Annotated in this window: 15 protein-coding genes, 1 pseudogene and 2 CRISPR repeat arrays (1 of these 18 only partly in view); of the genes and pseudogenes, 14 read left to right on the forward strand and 2 right to left on the reverse strand. The window is 41.1% G+C overall.

Annotated features, from left to right (window positions below):
* Positions 1 to 16 precede the first annotated feature (16 nt).
* From N6H06_RS02630 to N6H06_RS02655, 6 genes are all read left to right on the forward strand, one after another.
* On the forward strand, positions 17 to 505 hold the full coding sequence (locus tag N6H06_RS02630) for a PPC domain-containing DNA-binding protein (protein WP_263705555.1): 489 nt from the start codon (positions 17 to 19) through the stop codon (positions 503 to 505).
* The gene (locus N6H06_RS02635) at positions 506 to 1,990 is read left to right on the forward strand and encodes a class I adenylate-forming enzyme family protein (protein WP_263705556.1); all 1,485 of its coding nucleotides are present in this window, start codon (positions 506 to 508) and stop codon (positions 1,988 to 1,990) included. It abuts the gene before it with no gap.
* Between the two features lie 2 nt (positions 1,991 to 1,992).
* Positions 1,993 to 3,129 (forward strand): thiolase domain-containing protein, encoded by a 1,137-nt coding sequence (locus N6H06_RS02640; RefSeq protein WP_263705557.1) that lies wholly within the window; start codon positions 1,993 to 1,995, stop codon positions 3,127 to 3,129.
* Between the two features lie 6 nt (positions 3,130 to 3,135).
* Complete coding sequence (locus N6H06_RS02645; protein WP_064505253.1) at positions 3,136 to 3,447, forward strand: Zn-ribbon domain-containing OB-fold protein; 312 nt, start codon at positions 3,136 to 3,138, stop codon at positions 3,445 to 3,447.
* A 368-nt stretch (positions 3,448 to 3,815) separates the two neighbouring features.
* Positions 3,816 to 4,676, forward strand: a complete 861-nt coding sequence (locus N6H06_RS02650) for a coiled-coil domain-containing protein (RefSeq protein WP_263705558.1) — start codon at positions 3,816 to 3,818, stop codon at positions 4,674 to 4,676.
* Between the two features lie 50 nt (positions 4,677 to 4,726).
* The gene (locus N6H06_RS02655) at positions 4,727 to 5,221 is read left to right on the forward strand and encodes a hypothetical protein (protein WP_263705559.1); all 495 of its coding nucleotides are present in this window, start codon (positions 4,727 to 4,729) and stop codon (positions 5,219 to 5,221) included.
* Between the two features lie 162 nt (positions 5,222 to 5,383).
* On the opposite strand, the pseudogene N6H06_RS23225 reads toward N6H06_RS02655, so the two are convergent.
* Together N6H06_RS23225 and N6H06_RS02660 are read right to left on the reverse strand one after the other, a co-directional pair.
* Positions 5,384 to 5,656: pseudogene (locus tag N6H06_RS23225) on the reverse strand (WYL domain-containing protein); the annotation flags it as partial.
* Between the two features lie 18 nt (positions 5,657 to 5,674).
* The gene (locus N6H06_RS02660; RefSeq protein WP_450103991.1) at positions 5,675 to 6,418 is read right to left on the reverse strand and encodes a helix-turn-helix transcriptional regulator; all 744 of its coding nucleotides are present in this window, start codon (positions 6,416 to 6,418) and stop codon (positions 5,675 to 5,677) included.
* Between the two features lie 138 nt (positions 6,419 to 6,556).
* Positions 6,557 to 10,195: direct repeats of the CRISPR family, unit length 29 nt; unit sequence CTTTATAACCCACTAAGTTCAGATAAAAC.
* Positions 10,196 to 10,644: 449 nt separating this feature from the next.
* On the opposite strand from N6H06_RS02660, the gene cas6 reads away from it, so the two are divergent.
* The 8 genes from cas6 to cas2 are packed head-to-tail and all read left to right on the forward strand — an operon-like array spanning position 10,645 to position 18,811.
* The gene (cas6, locus tag N6H06_RS02665) at positions 10,645 to 11,379 is read left to right on the forward strand and encodes a CRISPR-associated endoribonuclease Cas6 (protein WP_263705560.1); all 735 of its coding nucleotides are present in this window, start codon (positions 10,645 to 10,647) and stop codon (positions 11,377 to 11,379) included.
* Positions 11,376 to 13,172 (forward strand): hypothetical protein, encoded by a 1,797-nt coding sequence (locus N6H06_RS02670; protein WP_263705561.1) that lies wholly within the window; start codon positions 11,376 to 11,378, stop codon positions 13,170 to 13,172. Before cas6 ends, N6H06_RS02670 begins: the two co-directional genes overlap by 4 nt.
* Positions 13,165 to 14,058 (forward strand): type I-B CRISPR-associated protein Cas7/Cst2/DevR, encoded by an 894-nt coding sequence (gene cas7i / locus N6H06_RS02675; protein ID WP_263705562.1) that lies wholly within the window; start codon positions 13,165 to 13,167, stop codon positions 14,056 to 14,058. The genes N6H06_RS02670 and cas7i overlap by 8 nt, the downstream gene beginning before the upstream one ends.
* A complete protein-coding gene (gene cas5b, locus N6H06_RS02680; protein WP_263705563.1) occupies positions 14,058 to 14,750 on the forward strand; it encodes a type I-B CRISPR-associated protein Cas5b in 693 nt (230 codons plus the stop codon). Before cas7i ends, cas5b begins: the two co-directional genes overlap by 1 nt.
* A 59-nt stretch (positions 14,751 to 14,809) precedes the next feature.
* Positions 14,810 to 17,032: a CRISPR-associated helicase Cas3' gene (gene cas3 / locus N6H06_RS02685; protein WP_263705564.1), complete on the forward strand. Its 2,223-nt coding sequence runs from the start codon at positions 14,810 to 14,812 to the stop codon at positions 17,030 to 17,032.
* A 19-nt stretch (positions 17,033 to 17,051) separates the two neighbouring features.
* Positions 17,052 to 17,570, forward strand: a complete 519-nt coding sequence (gene cas4, locus N6H06_RS02690; RefSeq protein ID WP_263705565.1) for a CRISPR-associated protein Cas4 — start codon at positions 17,052 to 17,054, stop codon at positions 17,568 to 17,570.
* Positions 17,560 to 18,546, forward strand: a complete 987-nt coding sequence (gene cas1b / locus N6H06_RS02695; RefSeq protein WP_213028947.1) for a type I-B CRISPR-associated endonuclease Cas1b — start codon at positions 17,560 to 17,562, stop codon at positions 18,544 to 18,546. The genes cas4 and cas1b overlap by 11 nt, the downstream gene beginning before the upstream one ends.
* A 1-nt stretch (position 18,547) precedes the next feature.
* The gene (gene cas2, locus N6H06_RS02700) at positions 18,548 to 18,811 is read left to right on the forward strand and encodes a CRISPR-associated endonuclease Cas2 (protein ID WP_062745430.1); all 264 of its coding nucleotides are present in this window, start codon (positions 18,548 to 18,550) and stop codon (positions 18,809 to 18,811) included.
* Positions 18,812 to 19,021: 210 nt separating this feature from the next.
* Positions 19,022 to 22,263: a CRISPR direct-repeat array (repeat unit 29 nt; unit sequence GTTTTATATGAACTTAGTGGGTTATAAAG) (it continues 1,323 nt past the right edge of the window).

A 22,263-nucleotide genomic window follows, 5' to 3' on the forward strand; every position in this document is an offset into this window, starting at 1 on the left:
AAGAGGGAGTGATGAAATGAAGGAGCGTGTATCTCATCTCTTTAAGGCGTCGGAGAGCCAAACCTATTTCGGTTCGATTTGTGCTGGAGAAGACTTGATGGACAAAATCCTTGAGTTATGTGAACAAAACGGCATTCGTTCAGGGATGGTCACCTGCATTGGCTCGCTGAAGCAAGCCGGTTTCACGGTTTTTAAAATGAAAAACGGGCGTACAGACGGCTATGCCCCACCTACCGTTATTGCTGAACCGGTGGAACTGATTCAAGCAACTGGGTTTATTTGTGAAGATGAGCATGGAAAACTGGATCTTCATTTACATGGCATTATTGAAAAACAAGATGAAACGGTATGGGCGGGCCATTTTTTAAGGGGTTACAACAAAGTATGCATTACGGCAGAATATTGCGTCATTAGCGCTGGCCATGTAACGGGGAAACGCCACTACGATCCGAGTCTAGGTTACAAGGTTATCAATTTTCACCATAGCGATGTAGGAGGGGATTAAATGGAAACGATTGGAGCGCTTGCCAAAAAAGCCATGCTCCAGCATGTTGATAACATTGCCGTCATCGATGAAGGAGGGGCGCTTACGTTTGGCCAGTTAAAGAAACGCGCCTGCCAGCTCGCCAATGCTTTATTGCAAAGTGGATTAAAAAAAGGGGACCGAGTGGCTACGCTCATGTCCAACCGCAAGGAGCATATTGAAATCGATGCGGCGGTCGCATTTGCTGGACTAGTGAAAGTACCAGTCAACTACCGCCTCCATCCAAAAGAAGCGACTTATATCATTGAAAATGCAGGAGCGAGCGTCGTCATTGGCGAGAGGCAGTTGCTGGCAGGCCTCTCCGTGAACGTCGAACGAATCGACGTAGAGGAAGCGTACGAACCGTTTTTACAAACTCAAAGCGACGATTTTCCCGATACCGCTGTTGAAGAAGACGACCTTTTTGCGATTATGTACACATCAGGCACAACTGGGAAACCGAAAGGGGCGATGCTCACACACAGAAACATGATAGCGGGCGCGCTTTCACTTATTCAAGCCTGTGAGATCACGTATGGCGACACGATCGGGCATGTCGCCCCTTTAACGCACGGAACGAACTTTTTAGCGCAAACCGCATGGTTCTATGGGCTGAAGCAAGTCGTCTTTAAAAAGTTTGAGCCGAGCGGATTTATCGATGAATTGGAAGAACATCAAGTGACGGTAATGTTCATGGTGCCGACACTCGTCAACTTAATGATTCATGACCCGTGCTTTGATCCTGTTAAATTGCGAAGCCTTAAATCGATTAATATGGCTGGCGCGCCGATTGCCGTCCCTAAATTGCAAAAAGCATTAACGGCTCTCGGTCCAAAGCTTGCGGAAACGTATGGCCTCGTTGAAGCGCCAATGGCAATTACGATAATGCCAAAACAGCAGCTCGGGGCGAGGCCGAGCTCTTGTGGGGCGATCGGGCCATTTGCAGAAGTGAAAATCGTCGCGGCAAACGGCGAAGAGGCGCCCGTTGGCGAAATCGGCGAAGTCGCCTGCCGTGGCTCGCTTGTGATGAAAGGCTATTGGCAGAATGAAACAGCAACGGCTGAAGCAATAAGGGATGGCTGGTTTTATACCGGCGACTTAGGCTGGCTTGACGACAAAGGCTACTTGCATCTTATGGATCGGGCCAAGGACGTTATCATTACCGGCGGTCTGAACGTCTATCCGCGAGAAGTCGAAGAAGTGCTCAATCAACATCCAGCTGTGAAAGAAACGTGCGTCTTCGGTGGCCCAGATGAAAAATGGGGAGAACGGATTTGTGCCCATGTCGTCTTGCAGGCTGGCGCTGCCCCTGTCACGGAAGAAGCGCTCATTGTCCATTGTACGGAGCATTTGGCCCGTTATAAAAAGCCGAAAGTAATTGAATTTGTACAGGAACTGCCAAAAAACAGCTATGGAAAGATAGTGCGGAAAACATTGCGAAACCAATACAAAAAGGCAGGTGTCTGAACATGGGGCAAGTGTCTGTAACTGGCACTGGACGAACGGTGTTTGGAAGAAGGAGCGAATCGATTAAGGCGCTGTTAGTAGAAGCAAGCCGTCAAGCATTGGCTGCTGCAGGCAGGCCGAAAATCAATGCTGTCTTTGTCGGCAACTTTTTAGGCGGGACCCTTTCCCAGCAAGAAATTCTCGGAGCGATCCTTGCCAATGAGTTAGGCCTAGGCCCCATTCCAGCAATGAAAGTAGAAGGCGCCTGTGCTTCTGGAGGCATTGCTTTTAGGCAAGCATACCAACTTATAAAAGCCGGCGAATACAACGCTGTCCTTGTCGCAGGCGTTGAAAAAATGACAAACGTTGATACAGAGACCGTCACTAATGCCATTAACGCAGCAATGGACGCAGAATCGAACGAAAGCGCGACGGGGCTAACATTCCCAGGCTATTTTGGCGCTGTGGCCAATCGCTATATCCACGAATATGGAGCACAACGAAAACATTTGGCCATGGTCGCCTTGAAAAACCGGATGTACGCCCAAGCAAATCCAATCGCCCAATTTCAAAAGGCCATTTGTTTAGAAGATGTGTTAACGGCAAGGCCGGTTACTAACCCGTTGCGGTTGCTCGACTGTTCACCGATTTCCGACGGAGCGGCAGCGGTCGTCCTGCAAAAAAGTGAATCAGGCGTCCATGTGTTGTCATCAGGCCAAGCGAGCGGCACGCCGCTCATGCAGGAAGTCGACAACTTGCTAAGAATCGAAGCAACCCATTTAGCCGCCCAGCAAGCTTATGCACAAGCCGGACTCGGTCCGGGAGACATTGATGTGGTCGAGCTTCATGACTGTTTTTCCATTACCGAACTGATTGCGACTGAGGAGCTTGGCTTTGCCGAAAGAGGCAAAGGCTGGGAAGCAGTGGAGCAAGGCCTGACCCAGCATGGTGGCAACGTTCCTGTGAATACAAGCGGAGGGCTGCTATCAAAAGGCCACCCTATCGGCGCCACAGGCATCGCCCAAATCGTACAAATCGCAGAACAGCTAAACGGCACTGCCTGCAATCAAGTAGATGGAGCGCGCATTGGTCTTGCCCAAAACTTAGGCGGCACTGGCGCGTATTCGGTTGTCCACTTATTCGCTAAGGAAGGGAGCTAAAGAGCTATGAATATGACAGCAAGCCGATGCCCTGATTGCGGTCGTTTATTTCACAGTGGAAGAAGCTACTGTCCTGATTGTGACCGTGACAACCTCGATTCCATTGACCTAAGCGGCAAAGGCAACGTGTACTCTTATACAGAGATTTATGCAGCACCAAAACAATTCGCACAACAAGCACCTTATTTGATCGTACTCGTTGAGATGGAGCACGGCCTGCGCGTGACAGGAAGGATGCTAAATGGGCCGGTCCAGATAGGCGACCGAGTCGAATTGCACAAAGTAGAGGACCATTGTTACTATTTTGCTGCGCTTTAACGTAGAAAAGCGATTGATCGAAGACCTATCATCCATAAAACCCCAGTCGGGACAAAAAACGCCCAACTGGGGTTTTGCTATTAAGAAGCAGTCGTCGGACTGCTTTCGGCTGTTGCCGTTTTCGCATTGTTTGGCAACAGCGCTAAGTAAATGAAGGCCAGCAGTTAAGCCGGTTACATCAATAAGAAGCTTTTGAAAAGGAAATACGGCGAAACATTTTTAAAAACACGCTTAGGGAGCTAGCGTGTTTTTTGGTGTGTTAAACATGTTTAGTTCTTCTTTCGTATAAAAGAATGGCGAAACCTGACATTCCTTGTCAGGAGAGTTTGTATCATGATTAGAAAAACATTTGAAAGCGAGGGTTAGATATGAGTCGAGCAAAAATGAGGGAAAAAGCCAAGCAAATAAAAGACAGGGAGAAAGAACACAAAAATGCGGTTCAAGCCCAATTCCGTGCGAAAATGAAACAGGTTAAGCAACCATCTGTATCACAGGATCAACCGACAATGTCCATTAGCGAACGGTTGCAGATAGAAAGGAAAAAACGGAAGCGTTTATCAAAGCAGTTACTTCATATGGAAAAGAAGATTGAGCAAACAACGGCTATACTCACAAAAAAAGAAGCACAGACGGGGAAACTTAAAAAACAAGTTAGCCAATTAAGCAAGCAGCTTGAACAAGCAAAAGCAGCCGGAAAAATAGTGAAAGAAACGTCGGCCTCTATAACGGAAGAGAATCAATCGCTAAAACGGGAACTGCTAGACCTGCAAAACGAAATAGGACAAGCTCGTAACCAACTAGCGTTACATCACAATCATCTTAAGAAGATTGGTAATCTAGAAAGAGAGAACAAGGCATTAAAAGAACAAATGAAGCAGCTGATTGCACAACAGCAACCTCCCGACGACCGATTGCAACAACAACTAAAAAAACGAAAAGAGGAAGTCCGACAATTACAACGCTGTATCCGGCGATTAAAGAAAAAGAAAGAACCGACCGTGTTCGAGATGCACCAACAGTTGCGCCAACAGCTAACAATTGAAACAATACAAAGTTATTTGCCGAACGGCCGACACCTTTTTGCAGAGCTGGTGCAAGACATCGAAACATTGGCCAATCGGCAGAAAAAGCAAAACAAGCAACAAACACCAGAAGAGCCAGGCCCAGAGGGTTATTTGGTACTACCTTTAGGCAGCAACAAACAGAAAGTCTTCTGTTTCGAGACTTAGATGGTCAAGTTTATCAAATTGAGCCCCAACATGAAGGGGATCGTAGCGAGTTGCCCGTCAAAGCAAAGCGTGTTTCTGAAAATAAAGTAGAAATCATCAAGGCCTACAGCGCAATGCCAAAACAAATGAGACGTTGCAAACGAAAAGTCAAAAAACAACAAGTTAAAGACAAGCCATTGCTAATTCCAATAGGCACATTTCGCGTATGTTTAATAGGTGCACAACGCATGCAACAATATAAAAAACGTTTAGAACAATACGGTGTACATGTGACTATTTGCAACCCATATGAAGATGGGGCCGAAACGATTCGCAATGCTTGCAAGAAATCAGCACTAACCATTGTGTGCACCCAGCATACGTCGCATACAGCCCTCGCTTTGGCACGTTCAACTAGCCAGCATCTAGAATGCATAAAACATGATAACGAAGACAATCTCGTTGCCCGTACACGCTTCTTTGCCAAATGGCGTTTGCTGCAAATCGAAAGAGATAAAAAAAGAGAAACGGTATCGGCGCTCGTAAGGGAAGAGGAAATCTCTTAAATGATCGCTTTATTGTGCTTAAAAAAGTGGATGTCAATTTTATGCACAACTATAGGCTCCTGAAGCTTAAAAATACAGCTGATAGCCAAGATTTTATGTATACGTAAAGGCAAACGCGATAAACTCAATTTTTTGCGCTACTTGTGAATGAGTTTTACCAGTCTAGAGGTTTAAAGCCGTTCCTTCCTTGATACCCCTATCGGCAAATTGATAGCGCTCCATTAGCTGACGGTACTCTGCATGTAAGGTTTCTCTAACCTCAACCGGTTCAAGCACTTCGGCATTAAGCCCAAACCCGCGTATCCAGCGAAGGAATTCCTTCCGGCTTTTGACTGTTGCTTGAAGAAGGATAGATCCGTCTTTTTCTTTTTTGATCATAGTTTCTGTATAAAATATATATTCATCGACATAACGGGCAACCTCTTTGTGGAAGCGAACAACAAAAGTAGTTTCCTAAGCATCGTCAGCAAAAATCGTCCACCGTTTGGCCAAATACTCATCAACATTAAAAGTAGGGTCTATTTCAAAGGTCTCATCCTGAAGCATAACTGCTAAAAATCGATTTAAGCGGAATGTTCGGAAGTCTTCTCGCATGGTGCAATATGCAAGGACGTACAAATGGCCATTCCTTGGAATAATGTAGTAAGGGTATATCACACGCTTTGCGGTCGTATCACGATAAATAGCGTAATATTCTATTTCAATCGCTCTGTTTTCAATTATTGCTTGAAACAAAAGCGGCATGACATGGTTCGTGTCTTTCTGACCAACTTGATCATGTAGGCGGATACGATCGCCGAGTTCCTCACTCATAGCAAGCAACTGCGTGGTAGTGGAATCACGTGTAAGCCCCTTCAATTTTTCGAAACCAGAACGATAGGCATCATGTACCGGGTGGTCATTATGAAGAAAATCATTTGTTACCAGTGGGTAAACAGTGAGTGCCATCCATTCCTCTTGCGTCAGTTTGCGGTGGGGTATAACAGGTCCAGAAATAAGCCGATAACCGCTTTTTCCTTCTGTTACATAATGTACACCTACTTTTTCAAGCAACGCCATATCACGATAGATGGTTCGTTGTGTTGTGCCGCAATATTCAGCCAGCTCACTTGCCGTAATGGTATCTCGCTCTCTCAGCAAGTTTAAAATCGTAAAAATCCGTTCAACTTTTTGCAAATCACGTCTCGCATTTCCCATAATACCGCCTCCCTATGACTCTAGTTTCTAGTGTACCTTGTTCTGGATAACTATGTCAAAGAAGGTTGGATGCTTGAAGTGAAGGGGATAAAATGGATAAAAAAGCCTGAAAAGCATGTAAATAACAAGTCCTCTTCGGTTTATAACCCACTAGGTTACTATAAAACTTGCCTGGGCGTTTAAAGAAGATGACGACGAAGAAGATTTATAACCCACTACGTTCATATAAAACCCTCAGGGCGTTTATGATGTGGTTGTTCTTATCCTCATTTATAACCCACTACGTTCATATAAAACTATATGGCAAATAATGAAGACGCAGACGCGCCCATAAAATTTATAACCCACTAAGTTCAGATAAAACGGAAAGTCGAATTGCATGGGGAATTAGACGATGATCAGCTTTATAACCCACTAAGTTCAGATAAAACCTCTTTTGCGCAAGATTTTATTGCAAACGCAACCTCCTTTATAACCCACTAAGTTCAGATAAAACAGTGTTGAAGATTTGCTGATTTGGAGACAAATGCACCTTTATAACCCACTAAGTTCAGATAAAACCTAGCCGAATTGATGAACCTGTCCACCAAAGAATCTGCTTTATAACCCACTAAGTTCAGATAAAACTTCCGCCATACTGCGCAACGACTTGAAGTTCGCCAACTTTATAACCCACTAAGTTCAGATAAAACAATGCCTTCATCTGCTCCCTGCGCTCTAACTCTTAACTTTATAACCCACTAAGTTCAGATAAAACGGGTAGCATCGATAAACGTACGCGCATTAATCGTTCCTTTATAACCCACTAAGTTCAGATAAAACTTGCCTTCGCCCTTAAATCCCATCGACGACTAGTGCCCTTTATAACCCACTACGTTCATATAAAACGCGGTTCTGCGTCTGCTCCTGGATCACCTTTGTCCCCTTCTTTATAACCCACTAAGTTCAGATAAAACGTGTTTCGAAACGTCTCTAACAATCTAATAAAATCAACTTTATAACCCACTAAGTTCAGATAAAACTTATCTAGTGAACTAGCAAGGAGGGAAGCAAGTGAACTTTATAACCCACTAAGTTCAGATAAAACTTTGAGGAGCAAGATTTCAGCGGGGGCATGATGGTCACTTTATAACCCACTAAGTTCAGATAAAACTTAGCGGGCTTTCCGTTGCCTTTAGCGGTCTTTCGTCTTTATAACCCACTAAGTTCAGATAAAACCGTGTCAACTAACAACGCGCGATCTTTCGGCATGTTACTTTATAACCCACTAAGTTCAGATAAAACTGTCATCGATGTCTTCCTCTATAACTTCTTCTTTCTTCTTTATAACCCACTAAGTTCAGATAAAACCAACTTGCCGAAATTCTTATCTTCCTCTAGCTTTGGCCTTTATAACCCACTAAGTTCAGATAAAACTTTGCTGCATCTGTGTAAACTCCGTCTTGTATGCAACTTTATAACCCACTAAGTTCAGATAAAACGCTGAATTTGTTCTCTTTGCACACAAGGCGGCAAGCTACTTTATAACCCACTAAGTTCAGATAAAACATGGATACTAGACATTCACTTTTTGAAGAAAATCAGCTTTATAACCCACTAAGTTCAGATAAAACACGGGCGGAAGGAGGGCGTCTAATTGACGGGCGGCAACTTTATAACCCACTAAGTTCAGATAAAACCAGTTTCCTCATTAGAAGCGGATATAGAAAATAAGCACTTTATAACCCACTAAGTTCAGATAAAACGCGCCTCTAGTTCTGCTGTTTCCTTTTCGATGACCTCGACTTTATAACCCACTAAGTTCAGATAAAACATAAAGTCGAGCTGCATGGCGAATAGACGACGATCAACTTTATAACCCACTAAGTTCAGATAAAACTGTTGGGCAGTTTCCTTCGGTACCTTAAATACACGCCTTTATAACCCACTAAGTTCAGATAAAACGTGCAGCCGGGCTATACGCCTAGCGCCGAGCAACAAACTTTATAACCCACTAAGTTCAGATAAAACGACATCTAACAGGGGAGGCGCAGTGTACACGCTCCACTTTATAACCCACTAAGTTCAGATAAAACTTTAACGCGAAAACTATACAAGGGGGAAAATAAATGTCTTTATAACCCACTAAGTTCAGATAAAACTTTCTTGGGTTTACTACTTACTGAGAGCCGTGTTTCTTCTTTATAACCCACTAAGTTCAGATAAAGCGGAATTGAGCTGTTAAAGGGCGACATTTGGTTTAGCGCTTTATAACCCACTAAGTTCAGATAAAACTACGAGCAAAAACACGGATTGGCCCGCGACAATTAGCTTTATAACCCACTAAGTTCAGATAAAACAATGTTACCCTACGCAATCTCAAATAGCTAGAGGTCTCTTTATAACCCACTAAGTTCAGATAAAACAGATATGGCGTTTCCTGTGACCGCGGAGGAACCGTCTTTATAACCCACTAAGTTCAGATAAAACACTGCGGAAGCTGGGGCAAAGCGGGAAGAAGTTTTACTTTATAACCCACTAAGTTCAGATAAAACGGCTATTTGAGTAAATCGTATTAAGCTGCAACCTTAGCTTTATAACCCACTAAGTTCAGATAAAACAAAACATATGGTGCGTAGAGCTTTAAAGGCTGCCTTCTTTATAACCCACTAAGTTCAGATAAAACTAGTGACAAACAGGCAAGCTTCGAGACAACAATAAACTTTATAACCCACTAAGTTCAGATAAAACTCGCCTCCTTTCGTGTGGTTTAGCGTAGTGTGCCGACTTTATAACCCACTAAGTTCAGATAAAACTCTGGATCGGGGACTAGGATACTACTTGCTTTTACTCTTTATAACCCACTAAGTTCAGATAAAACGGCTAGCTTCATTTGACACATTTGTGTTCATTAACACTTTATAACCCACTAAGTTCAGATAAAACTTTGTTTGTATTATATGAGAATGTACGTTCTATTAATAGCTTTATAACCCACTAAGTTCAGATAAAACTTTCCGCAACCGGTATCGCACCTTTACTTTTTATACTGCTTTATAACCCACTAAGTTCAGATAAAACAAAAATTGGAGAGCACAATTTCGTGCCTTCCGTTGACTTTATAACCCACTAAGTTCAGATAAAACTGTTATGAGATGTTCCCATTTGTTAAGGAGGGTTGACTTTATAACCCACTAAGTTCAGATAAAACACGTTTCCGTTACCAAGCGCCTTTTTAAACGCTTCGGCTTTATAACCCACTAAGTTCAGATAAAACTTGTCCGCTGTGCAGTACGAAGGATGAAATCATTAGGCTTTATAACCCACTAAGTTCAGATAAAACTTCTTCGTTTGCAAGTTTATCAAAATCGTATTCTTGCTTTATAACCCACTAAGTTCAGATAAAACATTTCTTCTAGCTCTGCTTGATATTTCACATCTGGCTTTATAACCCACTAAGTTCAGATAAAACGGGGTTGATGAATTTTTCTATGGCCCGGTGCATGACTTTATAACCCACTAAGTTCAGATAAAACCTTTCAGCTTTATAACGTACTTTAAAACGTACTGACTTTATAACCCACTAAGTTCAGATAAAACAAACGCTGCCGTTCATCATGATCAGCATCTTCAGTATCCTTTATAACCCACTAAGTTCAGATAAAACTGATTTTTGCTCAAAATAATGGAAGGCCGTATTCTGACTTTATAACCCACTAAGTTCAGATAAAACGCAAAAGGCAAGAGCTCAATTATTGAGTCTGCTTGCCTTTATAACCCACTAAGTTCAGATAAAACCCTTCTTTTCAGCCAACAAAAACCCTTAAAGCAACGGGCTTTTTCGCGATTGCTTGTCCTATCAAATGGCTTCATTTTGCAGTAGATCGTCAGTCGTGTGTTTAGAATCATTTTAAAATAGTCTGAATCCCTTAATGGGTAAGGGCTTCAGCCATTCCTCATCAAAATCGATTCACGGCAATCAGTGAAATGTCCTTCTCCTATTCTACCATTAATCTAAATAAGCGAAAAAGATATTTCTTAAATGTTTGTAGGTCTTTTTTATTATGAGAAATATGTAGGGATAGCGTGGCTAGAATTTCTTCAAAAAAATTTTTTACTACTGACACAAGCTGTCAGCGATCAAACTATGATAGAATTATCGGTTTTGAAATCAAGTGGTTATTGTTAGAGTAACCAAAAATTTGGTATATTTATAATGGGTATAAATTCCTTGTCGGAGGTGACTTATGCGGATTGCGGTAACGTACAAAGTAGAGAAATTACCGATTGCCTATCGTTTGGTGGTGCTAAGCTTTATTAAAGAAGCAATAAGGCGAGGCGATGAAGCTTATTTTAATGAGCTTTATGGGAAAGAACCGAGAAAAATGAAGCCTTTTTCGTATTCCGTTTTTTTAAAGAATTTTTCTATCGAAAAGGAAGAAGTTCATCTATCAGAAATGACGGTTACTATCAGTTCGCCTGATATGACGTTTATGCTCCATCTTTTTAATGGCTTACAAAAACTGCAAAGCTATCAAGCTGGTGAACACGAGTGGATACGTACGACGATGAAATGGCTACCGGAAGCGAGCATTTTTAATAACACCATCTTTTTGAAATCCCTTTCTCCAATACTGATTGAGGATAGGAATGGGAATCCCGTCCACCCAGGCGATCCAAACTATGAACAGGAGCTCAATTATTTCGCATCATTGCGGATTCAATCGCTCGCTAACCGTGAACCTTACCAAGAGTTACGGATTGTGCCTGGCAACCTAAAGAGGCGCGTCATTAAGGAAAGCAATTCGAAGTTCCGGGAAAGTCAAGCTAATTGGTACTTGACATTTACTGCTTATCAAGGAGTGTTTCAGTGTAGCGGACATCCAGAAGATTTGCTGCTTCTCTATCAAGGTGGGTTAGGAAAACGAGTTTCCCAAGGATTTGGGATGCTAGACTATGTCGGAGAAGGGGGGCAGTCATGAGCGTGATACATATTGAGGCGGAAGATTGGGTAATGACAGCAGCCTTAATAGGTGTAGTCCGTCTATGTGGGGAGGAAGTGATCACTTCCACTGGTGTCAGTTTGGGAAAGCATCATTTAAAGGAACTTCCTAAAAAATACTTTGATTATTTATTAACCCATTTTAGCATTGTAGACCGTGATGTTGATCGTATGCAATGGCATGTTAACCAAGCCAACAAAAAGCCGGAAACAGTGAAGGACTGTGCTAAAGAAATTCGAAAGATGATGGGGGAACAAGCGAAAAAAGTCGAAAAGTATTTTGCTGATACAGATGAAGCCGTCCAATTAAAAACATTATTGGACAAGCTTAAAGCAGTTAAGGCAAAGGATGATGGTTCAGTCATAGCTGAAGCGGTCAACGAATACAAACAGATTATGTCAACCGCTTTTATCAATGAAAAGCTAACATTAAATTATGTTAAAGCAGTTATCCTTGGCCCACTTTATGGCCAGCCTAGCTTTTTGCAGCCTGCTTTTAATGTTAAAACAAGGGAGGCGCATGAACAACAATTTTATAAAGACTTTGTCTATGCCGCAGAGTTGGATTTTGAATTTTATGAGCAGGTGAAAGACGGCTATCAGTTAGAGACACTTCTTCCATTTTTAAAAGAGAGGGAAGAATACAAGCCATTTAAGGATTGGCTTAAAAAACTGAAAAAGGCATCTTCGCCTGAATCGCTTCATGCATTTTTTACAGAAGAGCAACTGCCTTGTTCGTTTGTCCCAGGGCTCGTTGCCACACAGTCCTTTGAAGAAATGGTGTTTTCGCCACTTGCGTTATCGAAAGAGAAAGCGGCTAATTTTAACTGGGAATTTAACAGGAACACGCCTGTGCCAATTAGTGGATTAGCGCGGTTACTTCTATTTTTAGTACCGATTGGCTTAGCAACCTATACACGAAAAGTCGGATCAACGACTTCAAGTGAGACGTTACGCTTTTCAGGCTTGATTCTTTCGCAACAATTGTTTCCAGAAATTGTGAAGCAGAATGAACAATTATTCGCGGAACGGCAATTAAAGGGCACCACATTTGGAGAGGCGATTTTGACTGTGCTAGGAGATGCCTCCGTTAAAGCTGAAAAGAAGGCCCAATCGTACATGTACGTCGAATTTTTCTCTAACTATCAAGCAAAAAAGACGCTTCTTGACTACTACCATATGCCAAGCTACCTAGTAGATTACTTAAATAACCACGGACGTTCGCTGTTTCAATTTAAACACGCTGAATTACGTGATCGCTTTGTACGAATGTCAATGAAAGGAATCGATACAAAGCAAGTGGTTTTTGACTACATTCGTGTAGCGATAAAAGAGCCTTTTCATGCCGTTGGGGCATTCTCAGCAGTAAAGGAAAGAAAGCGGTTAAATCAAGCGAAAAAGGGAGTGAGCGATTTGACAAACCAGGATAAGAGAATTTCATTTATCTTTATGAAGGGCGCAGAGTTAAGGAGCAAGTATGTAAGGCCATCAACAAGTACAGAAGAAACGGGCGTTTATCAAGCGAGCGGCCAAAAGAAATTGGAAGGCATCGCCTACAGGCTTTTAAATTCAGTCAAAGCGGGAAACCGGCATGCGTTTATGGATACTGTATTCCGAATGTATATGGGAACCGGTTTATCGATTCCAACGATTTTCACTGACATTAACAAGGAACAAGGATTGGATTTTGAAACAATTGCCAGTGCATTTATAACAGGCTTGTTAGCAGAAGATCGTTCCAACAATAAAGAGGAGGCAAAAGCAAATGGGTAAAGCACTTTCATTTACAGTTGTTTTTAAAGCAAATTCGTTGAACTACGGGGAAGGCGTTGGCAATGTGTCTGAATTGAAAAAAATTCATCGTGGAAATGGCGATGTTCATACATTTGCGTCTCGGCAAAGTTTACGTTATGACATTGTCCGGCTTGGCAACGAGTTGTTTGAGTGGAATCTGGACACCGTTGATAAAACAAAGGGTACGCTTCAATTTAAAGATAAAGCAACGATTGCGGACTCAGTGGAAATGGACTTATTTGGCTATTTAAAAACAGGAAAAAAATCAATCAAACGTCCAGCAGTCGTGCGTCTTTCCCATGCTGTTTCGCTTGAACCATACCGCCACGACATGGAGTTTTTAACGAATATGGGGCTGGCCGAACGAATTGGTGAAACTGCCAACTTAGCAAACATTGAACAGCATGAAAGTTTGTATGCGTATACAATTACGATCGATTTAGCTAGAGTCGGAAATGATCAGGGGGAAGAACTAGCATCCGAAACAAAATGTGACCGTGTCCAACAATTCTTGGATGTTGTGAAATTATTAAATCGCCATATTCGCGGACGGCAAGAAACATTGTCTCCTTTGTTTGCCATTGGTGGGCTTTATCCCGTTGCGAATCCATTCTTTTTGGGCCGTGTTCAACTAAGACCTGATTCGCGGACGTGGGACTTGAATTTAGACAGTATTGCGGATGTGATGGATACAACAGTTGGCAGTGACCGAATTGGCGATTATACACGAATTGGATTTGTAACAGGTCAATTTGGAAATGAGAGTCAATTTGAGCAAGCAGCTGAGGGCAAAGCGGGAACAGTAGAAGCATTCTTTAAGGATTTAAAAGAGGAAGTGGCACAGTATTACGGAGTGACAAGTTAATGAAAGTTCTTCGTTTAAAGCTTTACCAAGAAACGGCTTGTTATAAGAAACCGTTTGCTTTCAAAGTTTCAGAAACGTATCCCTTGCCACCTTATTCCACTGTAAAAGGAATGCTTCATGCGGCATTAAATGCCACTTCTCTGATTCCCATGCGTTACAGTATCCAAGGAAAGTACGATACGCTTATAACTGATTACCAAACGCATTATTTCTTCAAAAACAGCAAGACGGAGGAATTTGTGTTGACGACAGCCGGGCTAGGAATTGAACGGGAATTTAAGGATTTGACTTCAATGCCGATTTACATGCATTTGCTCTACGATGTAGAACTGCTGATTCATGTAAGCGCGGAGGAAGAGGTTCTTTATCAATTAAAAGAGGCCATTTTATCGTCAGACAGCCATCTGAGCCTCGGACGTTGGGAAGATCTTGTCCGCGTTGATGAGTGTGAGGTGGTGGAGGCTAAACAAGTAGACGACGATGTGACTTTGCAGTCTTACTGTGCTTTTGTTCCAGAAAATTGGTTGGATGAAGGTGACTACATACCATATAAGCTAAATTCTACCTATCGGTCCTTAGGCGGAAAAGTGAGGGTATGGGATAAGATTGCTGTTGGTTACGTTCAACCAGGTTATACGATAGAAGAACCATTTATTGATTCACACGGAGACTGTATATTACTTCATAATTAAATGAATAAAGAAGTCAGTACAGCTGGCTTCTTTTTTGCTAACTAGGAGGCAGTTTTTTTATGGACTTTTTTGCAAAATCTGACCCTGTAGAAACCATTCGCGAGCATACAGAAGAGCTATTTATACGTTATGAACAATTGAAAGTGAAGTATGGGGATCGCCTACCTTTAACAGAGCGGGATTGGTACTTGTTAAAAGTCATGGTGCTTTATCATGATGTTGGAAAAGCAGATACATTTTTTCAGAATAAAATAAGAAACGCTTTAGGGAAGCCGTTGCTTCAAGCGGCCTCTTCGTTTGACGTGCAGCACAACTATTTATCTATCCTTGCTGTCCCCGTAAAGCAACTAGGTCTAGATAAAGAAGAGGAAAAACTTGTTATGCAGGCAATTGCTTATCACCATGAACGGGATCGCCCTGTTAACGTGTTAGAAGCGGTCGCTAACTATCGCGAAAATATTTTACCGATTTGTGACGAGTTGAGTACACATATGGGGATTGAAATTGAAGGGAAAATGAAACAAAAGCGGTTTGATCGCATAAGCACATCCCAACGGTTTACCCCTAGTCACGGTCCAATTTTTTATCGATATGTACTATTAAAAGGATTATTGCACCGACTAGACCACGCCGCCTCAGCTCATGTCCCAATTGAATTAAGTCATGACTTGGCTGTTGGCGATTACGTCAACCGTTTTATGGAGCGAGAGTTTAATGGCGCGAAAAAAGAGCTGCAGCAGTTTACAGAGACCCATCAAGACAAGCATGTTGTTGTTGTGGCCCAGACTGGGATGGGGAAAACAGAAGCGGGATTGCTTTGGCTCGGAAAGGAAAAAGGGTTTTTTACGTTGCCTCTTCGCGTTAGTTTAAATGCGATGTACGATCGGATTGTTAACCCAGATAAAATTGGGTTCTCTCAAATAACAGATGACCATGGAGAGACTGCAACCGGTCTTCTGCATTCTACTAGCTTGGACTATTTGTTGGATACGATAGAGGGTGACGATTCCACGCTAGAAAAAGTCCATGCGCAATCAAAAGAATTTGCCAATAAATTGGTCGTTTCTACCATTGACCAAGTATTAAAATTTCCTTTCTTTTATCTCGGTTTTGAAAAAGAATATGCGACGATGGCTTCTTGCAAACTAATTATTGATGAATTGCAAGCGTATAACCCAAAGATTGCTGCACTGCTTGTACGCGCTATGGCCATGATCGATGAAATTGGCGGTTCCTTTTTAATCATGACAGCAACACTCCCTGACTTTTATTATAAAGCGCTCCAGCGGGAATTAAAGCAGCCCAACAAGCCTTTGCGCTATGGAGAATTTATAGATGACCGGGTTAAACGGCATAACGTTTCGATTCGGGAAAAGTCGATACTCGATTGTGCGCAAGAAGCGGCTGAAGCAGGGAAGAAGAAAAAAGTCTTAATGATTTGCAATACGGTTGATCAGGCAAGAACATTGTACCAAGAAGTTGTAAACCATCACCCTGATACACACTTGCTTCATTCTCGGTTTATCCAAAAGGACCGAAAGCGTTTAGAAGCAGAAATTCTCGCATTTGCTGAGAGTGAGGGTACTGGCATTTGGGTGACAACTCAGCTTGTGGAAGCAAGCCTTGACATTGATTTTGACGTACTCTATAGCGAAATGGCTTCTCTTGATAGCCTGTTTCAACGCTTAGGTCGCTGCAATCGCAAAGGGATAAAACCAATAGATATGACAAATGTCTATATCTTGATTAACGACGTGAGTGGTGTCGGCTCCGTTTATGATCAAGACATTTATCAGCGCAGTTTGGACTTGCTAAGTGAGCAGAGTGGTGTACTGTTAGAAACAAAAAAGCATGAGTTGATTCAACGTTTGTATGATGAAGAAGCTTTAGTGGGCACTGCCTTTAAAGCAGAGTTTGATGAAACATTGAGACAACTGAAATCTCGACCTCTTTATGAAATTGGCAAACAAAAAGCACAATCTTTGTTACGAGACTTTCAACAAAACCAGGTGGTTCCAGCCATGTTCTTAGAATTGGATGAGGTCCAGCAGGCGATCAACGATTGGGAAAATGCCAACAATCGATTTGAGCGGAAGGAGGACATCAAACGAGCAAAACGAAAGGCTCGACGTACGATTGAACAATACTCCGTAAGCATAAATAAGTTCAAAAATCTAAGCATAAGTGACTTCTATGGGATAAAAGGATTGTATATAGCCGAATGCCGGTACGATACAAAATTGGGATTATTAACGGAAGAAGCAGATGGTTTCTTTTCGTAGAAAAGGAAAGGGGAGCACTATGCAGGAGAAAACGATTGGAGGGGTGGACATACACTATCTCTTGCTGTGCAAAAGGAAACTGTGGCTGTTTAAACATGGCATTTCCATGGAAAATGAGTCTGATCGAGTCGCAGAAGGGAAGGTGCTTCACGAAACAGCTTATCCAAGGGTCGAAACAAGGGAAATTCTCATAGACAACGCATTTAAAATTGACGCCATCGACGGTGAATATGTCCGGGAAGTAAAACTGTCAAGCCGAATGAAAGACTCGGATAAAATGCAAATGCTGTTTTACCTTTACCAGCTTGATCAAAAAGGGGTAAAGAAAAAAGGACTAATTAGCTATACAAAGGAAAAGCGAACGCTTGAAATGGTGCTTGGGGAAAAGGAAAAACAACAAGTCAAACAAGCAATCGCTGAGGCTTATGAGGTAACAAAACAACCAAAACCGCCAGTCGTGAAAAGGCTTCCTTATTGCAAAAAATGTGCCTATTATTCCTTTTGTTACGCTTTGGAGGTGGATGATGATGATGCGTGACCACTATGTTTTCACAAATGGTCGGCTTCAGCGAAAACAAAATACTATTTACTATGTAGCAGAAGAGGGTGGTCGTAAGCCACTCCCTATTGAAAAAATTCGTAACCTCCATATCTTTGGTGAAGTGGATATGAATACAAAACTGTTAAATTACTTAAGCCAGTATGATGTTTGTTTACATATTTACAACTATTACGGCTTTTATGCAGGGACGTACTATCCACGTACAAAAAATGTCTCCGGTTTTCTTATAGTGAATCAAGCAGAACATTATAACCATAAATACAAACGCTTGTTTTTAGCTCATCAGTTTATTGCTGGTGGTACTCATCATATGCTGCGGAATCTCCGCAAACGAAAAGAAGAAACGTCAGATATTATCGAAGCAATCATGGGGGTTCAATCAAGTTTGCAAACCTGCACAGATATTACAATGTTGATGGGAAAAGAAGGGCAAATTCGTAAGCATTATTATGAAGGTTTCCGACAACTAATCAAACAAGATTTTGCTTTTGCGAAAAGAACGAAGCAACCTCCCAATGATCCAATTAATGCTCTTCTTTCTTTTGGCAATACTATGATGTACCAAACAGTATTATCGGAAATTTATCGTACATCGTTAAACCCAACTGTTAGTTTTCTCCATGAACCATCGACCAAACGTTTCTCATTAAGCTTAGACCTGGCAGAAATTTTTAAGCCACTGATTGTCGATCCACTCATACTTTCTTTAATTAACAAAAAAATCATTACGAAAAAGCACTTTGACTATTTAGAAGGCGAAGTTTGTTATTTAAACGAAGAAGGGAAAAAACGATTTATTCGAGCCTGGGAAGAACGCTTGCAAACAAGCATTATGCATCGAAAATTAAAGAGAAAAACAACGTACCGTTATCTTATCCGACTGGAATGCTATAAACTGATCAAACATGTAATTGATGATGAAGTCTACAAGCCATTGAAAGCGTGGTGGTAACATGTTTGTCATTATAACGTACGATGTCGGCCAAAAGCGAGTTGGAAAAGTATGCAAAACGCTGCGAAAATATCTGGACTGGACCCAAAACTCCGTATTTGAAGGAGAGATAACAAAAGGAACATTAAGTAAATGTATGGCTGAACTCGATACCATTATCAAAAGAGAGTCAGACTCTATCTATTTATATCAGGTTGCCAATCCAAGAAATTTAAAGAAGATTATCCATGGCCATGAGAGAAACCCTTCCGACTTGTTTTTATAAATGATAAAATGAGACGAAACATTCACAGTTTGCCGTGAATCGGTTTTGATGTAAAATGAGCGAATCGCTTGCCCCTTAAGGGATTCAAGCTATTTTGAAGTGATTCTAAATACACGACTGGCGATCCACTGCAAAATGAAGCCATTTGATAGGACAGGCAATCGTGAAAAAGCCCGTTGTTTTAAGGTTTTTTGTTGGCTAAAATGAAGGGTTTTATATGAACTTAGTGGGTTATAAAGTAGTAAGTCAGGAGAACAAACGGTGAATCGAAGTCTTGTTTTATATGAACTTAGTGGGTTATAAAGAAGCACGTCAACGGCCGTGGCACTAACGCCTATCATGTTTTATATGAACTTAGTGGGTTATAAAGACAAAAAAGCGCCCGCCTGCGCCACTAGCGCTCGCAGTTTTATATGAACTTAGTGGGTTATAAAGTTGAAATTCTGAGGAAAACAACGTGTTCAGTTTACCTGTTTTATATGAACTTAGTGGGTTATAAAGATGACTGACATAGTGAGTCCGAGAACTGTAATAAAGTTTTATATGAACTTAGTGGGTTATAAAGCAAGACAAAGAAGAAGTGTTAGAGCAAAAAACGAAAGCGTTTTATATGAACTTAGTGGGTTATAAAGAAGATAATACTCACCTGTTCGGTGATGATGAAATCGTTTTATATGAACTTAGTGGGTTATAAAGATAACTATTATCAAATGGCCTTAGTCGCACTCGACGAGTTTTATATGAACTTAGTGGGTTATAAAGCAAGGTATTTCCAACTTGAAGTTGTTTCATCGATCATTGTTTTATATGAACTTAGTGGGTTATAAAGCTGATCCGAATTGGTGGGTGTGGCATGATCGACTTGGTTTTATATGAACTTAGTGGGTTATAAAGCCACATTGCAGTATTGGGATTTTCGGTTGTACACCGGTTTTATATGAACTTAGTGGGTTATAAAGACGCGCACCGAGGCGAGCTTGCTGCAAAGCATTCTGAGAGTTTTATATGAACTTAGTGGGTTATAAAGCTATGATCGCCAATAATCCGGTTGCTAGATAAAGAACGGTTTTATATGAACTTAGTGGGTTATAAAGCTGCAACCATCAGATTCTTTTTGTATTTGACAATCTCGTTTTATATGAACTTAGTGGGTTATAAAGTTGCGGCTTTTAAGATTGCATTTGACGCTTGTATTGCGTTTTATATGAACTTAGTGGGTTATAAAGTTCCTGAACTCTCCTTTATTGCGTTTTCCGTGTCGTCGTTTTATATGAACTTAGTGGGGTTATAAAGTTACACGATAGTACTATCATGCTATTATTAGTGTAGGTTTTATATGAACTTAGTGGGTTATAAAGTAGACACTAAAGTGACGGGAGTACAGGGGGATGTGAGTTTTATATGAACTTAGTGGGTTATAAAGCTTGATTTGTTTTCTTATATTTAGTGATCATTTTCAAGTTTTATATGAACTTAGTGGGTTATAAAGAGGTTAGGAAAAACGGTTTTCCCTTAGAATCTTTTCTCGTTTTATATGAACTTAGTGGGTTATAAAGACGGTTATGGTTCATACTCTCTGCTTTCGCTTGAGCGTTTTATATGAACTTAGTGGGTTATAAAGTTAATACACGCTTCTCTTCTTCAGGTGAGCAAGCACGTTTTATATGAACTTAGTGGGTTATAAAGATAACCCGCCTAATGCCGCCCACATCCTTCCACATACGTTTTATATGAACTTAGTGGGTTATAAAGAACATCGAACCAATTCCGTTTACTAAGCCTTGTATGTTTTATATGAACTTAGTGGGTTATAAAGCCGTAACCTTCGATAGCTGTCGCGAGATCGTGCGTTTCGTTTTATATGAACTTAGTGGGTTATAAAGCGCCAAGGCCGTGGCTGCCCGCTCCTTTTCGATTTCTGTTTTATATGAACTTAGTGGGTTATAAAGGCGTCAAAAATACCTTTGCCAAGCTTACCGATTTCAGTTTTATATGAACTTAGTGGGTTATAAAGACGCTGACCAAGTGAGTGGTAAGTCTGAAAACATTCATGTTTTATATGAACTTAGTGGGTTATAAAGAGCATTTCAATGTCAGTATTTGAGTTAGACGCTGCGTTTTATATGAACTTAGTGGGTTATAAAGTTACCTCAAACCAAAAAAGAAATTGAATGTACCACATGGTTTTATATGAACTTAGTGGGTTATAAAGAGAGCAAAGAAACCCAATCAAAGATCGTAGCATCAAGTTTTATATGAACTTAGTGGGTTATAAAGCCACGCGTGGAGTACACTTCGCCACTTGCGGAAAAGTACAGTTTTATATGAACTTAGTGGGTTATAAAGCAAACTTTATGGTTCACGGGATACCGACCAGGCGGCAAGTTTTATATGAACTTAGTGGGTTATAAAGACGCTTCTTAGCGAAAAATCAGGAATAGTGGTTATGGAGTTTTATATGAACTTAGTGGGTTATAAAGCGGGATCATCGTATATTACGAAGTCGAGGGCGAAAAAGGTTTTATATGAACTTAGTGGGTTATAAAGCCGTTTAAATGTGTTACGCCGTGATAAGTTAGTTTCAGCGTTTTATATGAACTTAGTGGGTTATAAAGTGGTAATTCCTTTGCGTGTTTCTGGTCCTTTTAGTCGTTTTATATGAACTTAGTGGGTTATAAAGTAAAGCGACTTGATGATAAGGTCAATAATCGGCTGAGTTTTATATGAACTTAGTGGGTTATAAAGTGGCGCGCCTTAACAGAGACGTGGCTTTATACGTAAGTTTTATATGAACTTAGTGGGTTATAAAGCCAAGTGGGGAAAATGTTGAAGGCAGAGAAGAAAAGTTTTATATGAACTTAGTGGGTTATAAAGTATCTTCAGAGCTTGCTTCAACTGAAGGTTCCCGTGTTTTATATGAACTTAGTGGGTTATAAAGAGCGACGACAGTCGCTAGCGACAGCGCAAAGCACCCGGTTTTATATGAACTTAGTGGGTTATAAAGACTATCATCCACCTTTTCTAAATCTAATTCTACAAAAGTTTTATATGAACTTAGTGGGTTATAAAGTAATGATAGGCGTGGAGGAAGGAGCGTAGCGGATGAGTTTTATATGAACTTAGTGGGTTATAAAGCTTATTGACCATCATATTCTTAACAGTGAAGAACTTGTTTTATATGAACTTAGTGGGTTATAAAGAAGCTAAATCCTCCATGTTCTTTACCTAATCGCAATCGTTTTATATGAACTTAGTGGGTTATAAAGTTCATCATCACAAGTGATTTCATAAGTTTGTCCACAATCGTTTTATATGAACTTAGTGGGTTATAAAGTAATTTTCGCCCTCACCTTCTTCTAACCAATTGAAGTTTTATATGAACTTAGTGGGTTATAAAGAATTACGTTGATAATGTAATGCGCTATTTAGAGCCAGTTTTATATGAACTTAGT

The organism is Shouchella tritolerans (assembly GCF_025770735.1).
GTDB classification, from domain to species: Bacteria; Bacillota; Bacilli; order Bacillales; family Bacillaceae_D; genus Shouchella; species Shouchella tritolerans.